This is a genomic window from Pseudactinotalea sp., from assembly GCF_048594945.1.
In the GTDB taxonomy this organism is placed as follows: Bacteria; Actinomycetota; Actinomycetes; order Actinomycetales; family Beutenbergiaceae; genus Pseudactinotalea.
This window is the reverse complement of sequence record NZ_JBMDXJ010000151.1, coordinates 1-5146: the sequence shown is the minus strand read 5'-3', so window position 1 is coordinate 5146 and position 5146 is coordinate 1. Positions and strand designations below refer to the sequence as shown.

The following is a 5146-nucleotide window of genomic DNA, read 5'->3' as shown; positions in this document are numbered from 1 at the left end:
TCGGGCCCGACTGGCGCAGCACGGAGCCCCCGCGCCCAGCCGCCCGCGCGGACGCCGAGCACATCGCGAGCGTCTCTCACAGCACCCCGGCGTTCGTCGGCCACCACTACACGCGCTACCTCGGCGATCTCTCCGGGGGCCAGGCGATCTCCCGCCGCGTCTCGCAGTACTACGGCCTCACTGAAGGTGAGCCCGGCCTGTTGTTCTACCGATTCGACGGCATCCCCAAGCCGAAGCTCTACAAGGACGACTACCGCCGTGCCCTGGACAGCGCCCCGTGGGGCGAGTCCGAGCGTGCCGAGGTGATCGCGGAGGCCGAGCGCGCGTTCGCGATGAACGCCGCGATCTTCGCGTCCCTGTCCTGAGCTTCCCTCGACTGCCCCGCCCGGTGCCGCGCCGGGCGGGGCGCCAACCCGATGATCACTCGATCGCGAAGGCCTCGACCATGCCCTCACGCCGCCTGCTTGCGGTCCTGAGCTCCACCGCGCTCGCCGCGCTGATCCTCGTCGGCGCGTGTGCGCCCGACGCCGGAACCAGCGGCAGCGCCGGATCCGGGGCTCACCTCGCCGAGGTCGAGCCACTGGACGATCCCGGCTCGTACGTCGGACCGTCCACGGCCGTCCTCACCGACACCGCGCTGCACCCGGTCGCCACCGACCCCACGCCGCAGCTGCCGGCCACCGTCACCGACGCGCAGGGCACCGAGATCACGGTCCACGATGTCTCCCGGATCCTGGCCGTGGATCTCTACGGCACCGCCGCCCGCGCCGTCTACGAGCTCGGCCTCGGCGACAACCTCGTGGGCCGCGACACCTCCTCCGGCTTCCCGGAGGTCGCCGATCTGCCGCTGGTCACCGCGAACGGCCACGAGCTCAACGGGGAGGCGATCCTCGGCCTCGCGCCCTCGGTCATCATTACCGACACCAGCCTCGGCCCGTGGGACGTGATGCTGCAGATGCGCGACGCCGGCATCCCCGTGATCGTCATCGACTCCCACCGCTCCCTGGAGACCGCGCCCGCGCTGATCCAGCAGATCGCCGACGCGCTCGGTGTGAGCGAGCAGGGGGAGGAGCTGGCGCAGCGCACGCAGGAGTCGATCGAGGCCATGGTCGCCCAGATCGCCGCGATCGCCCCTGAGGGGGACGACAAGCTGCGCATCGCCTTCCTCTACGTGCGCGGTCAGTCGGGCATCTACTACATGTTCGGCACCGGCTCCGGGACCGACTCACTCATCGGCGCACTGGGCGGGACGGACGTCGCCACCGAGATCGGCTGGGAGGGGATGCAGCCCCTCACCGACGAGGGCTTGGTCGCCGCCGCGCCCGATCTCGTGCTGATGATGACCAAGGGGTTGGAGTCGGTCGACGGCGTGGCCGGGCTCCTCGAACGCGTCCCCGCCCTGGGTCTGACCCCGGCCGGTCAGAACCAGCGCATCGTCGACATGTCCGACTACGAGATCCTCAGCTTCGGCTCCAACTCCGCCGATGTGCTCGAGGCGCTCGCGGTCGCGATCTACGCCCCGCAGGGGGCTGAGTGAGTACCCAGGTCCGCGTCGCCACCCCGGCGGTCCTTCCCGACGGCGCCCGGTCCCGTCGCGCGGTGCGCCTCACCGCGGTCTTCACGGGCCTCGTGGTCGGCCTGGTGGTGCTCACGCTGGTCTCGATCGGTCTCGGCCAGCTCTCGATGCCCCCCGATCAGGTGCTCGTGTCGCTGCTGCACCGGATCGGTCTGTGGGGGCCCAGCACCCTCTCCCAGACCCAGGAGGACGCGCTCTGGATCATCAGGCTGCCCCGCGTGGTGCTGGCGCTCGCGGTCGGCGCGGCGCTCGCCACCGGCGGCGCCTTGATGCAGGGCATCTTCGGCAACCCCCTCGCCGAGCCGGGTGTGATCGGCGTGAGCGCGGGAGCGGCCGTCGGCGCCTGCACGGTGATCGTGCTGGGACTGGACTTCCTGGGCGAGTGGACCGTGGTGGCCGTCGCGTTCGCCGGGGCGGTGGCCGCGACCGCCATCGCCTACAGCACCGCGCGGCAGGGTGGGCGTACCGAGGTGGTCACGCTGATCCTCACCGGCGTGGCCGTGAACGCGGTCTGCGGTGCCGCGATCGCGCTGCTGACGTTCCTCGGTGACACCTCCTCGCGCGAGGAGATCGTGTTCTGGCAACTCGGATCGCTCAACGGCACCCGCTGGCAGCACGTGCTCGCGGTCGCGCCCGTGGTGCTGATCGGCGTGGTCGTCTCGCTGTTCGCGGCGCGCCCGCTCGACCTGATCGCTCTCGGCGACCGGCCCGCGCGGCACCTCGGCGTGGACGTGGAGCGGCTGCGGCAGCGCATCGTGGTGCTGGTCGCGATCCTTACCGGAGCGGCCGTGGCGTTCTGCGGCAGCATCGCGTTCGTCGGTCTGGTGGTGCCGCACCTGCTGCGGATGCTGATCGGTCCGGGCCACCGCGCCCTCCTCCCGGGCAGTGCCCTCGGTGGCGGCGTGCTGCTGCTCGCGGCCGACCTCGGCGCGCGCACGATCGTGCCGTATGCGGACCTCCCGATTGGCATGCTCACTGCGCTCGTCGGCGGCCCGTTCTTCTTCTACCTGATCCGGCGCAGCCGCCGCGCAGGCGGGTGGGTGTAGAGCATGACGGCGTTGCAGGCCACCCAGGTCAGGGTCACCCTCGGCGGTCGTGCCGTGCTCGACGGCGTCGACGTCGCCGTGCAGCACGGTGAGGTGGTCGCGCTCGTCGGGCCGAACGGTGCCGGTAAGTCCACGCTGCTGGGCGTTCTCTCGGGCGACCTGACGCCGCAGAGCGGCCAGGTGAGCATCGACGGCGTGCCGCTGCACAGCCTGCCGCCCGCGCGGCTCGCGCGGATGCGCGCCGTACAGATGCAGGAGAGCCGGATCGCGTTCGCGTTCACCACTCAGGAGGTCGTGGAGATGGGCCGTGCACCGTGGCGGCGCACCTCGAGCGTGGCCGAGGACGATGCCGTGGTCGCGGCTGCGATCGTGGACACCGAGATCGCGCCGCTCGTGGAGCAGCGCTATCCCACGCTGTCCGGTGGCGAGAAGGCGCGCACCGGGTTCGCCCGGGTGCTGGCGCAGACTACGCCCGTGGTGCTGCTCGACGAACCGACCGCGGCGCTGGACATCCGCCACCAGGAGGCCACGCTGCGGCGTGCCCGTCGCGCTGCACGCGAGGGAGCGGCCGTGGTGGTGGTGCTGCACGACCTGTCGCTCGCAGCCGCGTACGCGGACCGGATGGTGCTGCTGGCGGATGGCCGCGTGCGTGCCGATGGCACACCTCGCGAGGTGTGCCAGGACGAGCTGCTGACCGCCGTGTATAGCTAACCGGTCACCGTGCAGGAGATCGGCAACGACCTGGTGGTGGTGCCGTGGCGTGGCGCTGGCGACGAGATGGACGAGGACATGACGCCCGAGGGGATCAGGGAGACGGTGCAGTGAGCAGGACGCGAAGGACAGCAGCGGGCGGGTGGGCACGCTTGATGCTCGCCGCAGCGGTGGCATTGCTGGGGATCGGCGTGGCCTCGCCTGCGTCGGCGGCAGCTGGCGTCAGCATCGACTCCGAGCTCGGCGGCACCCAGGTCCGCATCGACGGCCAGACGGCGCTGAGCGTGTCCGGGTCGGGGTTCCAGTCCATCGAGGGCGGCTTCGGCGGCATCTACGTGCTGTTCGGCTGGGTGGACGATCCGAACGGTGGGTCCTGGCGGCCCAGCAACGGTGGCTCGACCGGCGTCGACTACCTCTACGTGCCCGACACCGAGGCCAAGGACAACCAGGGTTACCAGCGGTTCGTGACCTTCCCGGGCTCGGGCACCGCGGCAGCGGCCAACGGCGGCGAGGTCAGCGCCGATGGCACCTGGAGCCTGCAGATGCGGGTTCCGGGCGCCACATTCGAGGCGATCGACCGTGACGGCGATGTCCGCTCGGTCGACTGCCGCGAGGTCACCTGCGGGATCATCACGATCGGCGCCCACGGCGTGATCAACCCCTCCAACGAGACGTTCACGCCTGTCGAGTTCGTCAGTGGCTCCGGCACCGGCAGCTCCTCGACCGAAGGTGGCTCGGGCACGAGCGACGACGGCGGTACCGCGTCGAGTGCGACGGGCGATGACGCGGACGACGAGACGACCGGCGAGGAGCCGACCGATGACATCGAGGTGGCTGCGCCGTCGGGCCCGGCGACGATCGGGCTGGAGCAGTCGACGATCATCGTCGGCCGGGTGCTGACCTTCACCGGCACGGGGTTCCAGCCGGGCGAGCAGGTGGTGGCGGTGCTCGGCGCGGGGGAGACCGGCGCCGGTCCGCTGATCGCCGGTCGCTTCGGCGAGGTCGCCGGCGCGCTCACCCTGCCGGCGAACCTCCGCACCGGCAGCCACGTGCTCCAGCTTCTCGGGGCGGGTTCCGGGCAGGTTGCCGAAGCAACCGTCACCGTGATGGCCGACCCGGCGGCGCTCACGGCTGCCGAGAACGCGGCCGGCGAAGGCCTGTCCTGGCCCGTGCTGGCGGTACTGATCGCCGCGGTGGTCCTGCTGATCGTGGTGGTCAGCTCGCTCGTCACCGGGCTCACGCGTCGCCGTCGCCGCAAGCGCGCCGAGAAGGCGGCCGCAGCAGCACGCGTGGACGAGCAGCCCGCGGAGCCGAAGGTGGCGCCCGAGCCGTCGACGCCGCCGGTCACGCAGGTCACGCCCGACGGCGACCTCGCGGACACCGCGGTGATCCCCGTGCGTCGATCCGCACGGCGCCGTGAGGAGGTCCTGCAGTGACGGCGCTCGCTCGCCGCGCGGCGGTCCTGACATTCCTCCTCGCAGCCATGGCGGCGTTGGTGGTGGTGTCGGCCCTGGGTGCGCACGCCGACGACGACCTCACGGTCACGGTGGACATCCCCGACACCGAGGACGAGCTGCGCGTGACGGACGCCCAGCTCCGGTGGGCCCTAAACGCCGTGGCGGGAGGGGGTGCGTTCTTCGGCGGCTGCAAATTCCTGGCCGCCGGCTGGGCCGGCGACGCCGGGAGCGCGCGAGTCTGGAGCGAGTCCGACGCGACCGGACCCCACGCGCTGTTCCGCACCAGCGACGGCAACGTGCGCATCGAGAAGCCCAGCAGCGACGGCGGCTGGCAGCCACTGACGTGGGGCGGCCGC

5 protein-coding genes and 1 pseudogene are annotated in these 5146 nt (G+C 71.8%); all 6 read left to right on the top strand.

What is annotated here, in order from left to right; all coding sequences use genetic code 11:
- A partial coding sequence (locus tag ACOJSN_RS07125; protein ID WP_420111810.1) for a heme oxygenase (biliverdin-producing) occupies positions 1–365 on the top strand: 365 nt, incomplete at its 5' end.
- 80 nt (positions 366–445) lie between these two features.
- Positions 446–1537, top strand: coding sequence for a heme/hemin ABC transporter substrate-binding protein (locus ACOJSN_RS07120; RefSeq protein WP_420111809.1), 1092 nt, complete (start codon positions 446–448; stop codon positions 1535–1537).
- Positions 1534–2622, top strand: a complete 1089-nt coding sequence (locus ACOJSN_RS07115; RefSeq protein WP_420111808.1) for a FecCD family ABC transporter permease — start codon at positions 1534–1536, stop codon at positions 2620–2622. The genes ACOJSN_RS07120 and ACOJSN_RS07115 overlap by 4 nt, the downstream gene beginning before the upstream one ends.
- Positions 2623–2625: 3 nt before the next feature.
- Positions 2626–3333, top strand: a complete 708-nt coding sequence (locus tag ACOJSN_RS07110; protein ID WP_420111807.1) for a heme ABC transporter ATP-binding protein — start codon at positions 2626–2628, stop codon at positions 3331–3333.
- Between the two features lie 110 nt (positions 3334–3443).
- The gene (locus ACOJSN_RS07105) at positions 3444–4769 is read left to right on the top strand and encodes a hypothetical protein (protein WP_420111806.1); all 1326 of its coding nucleotides are present in this window, start codon (positions 3444–3446) and stop codon (positions 4767–4769) included.
- Positions 4766–5146: pseudogene (locus tag ACOJSN_RS07100) on the top strand (hypothetical protein); the annotation flags it as partial. The gene ACOJSN_RS07105 and the pseudogene ACOJSN_RS07100, both read left to right, overlap by 4 nt.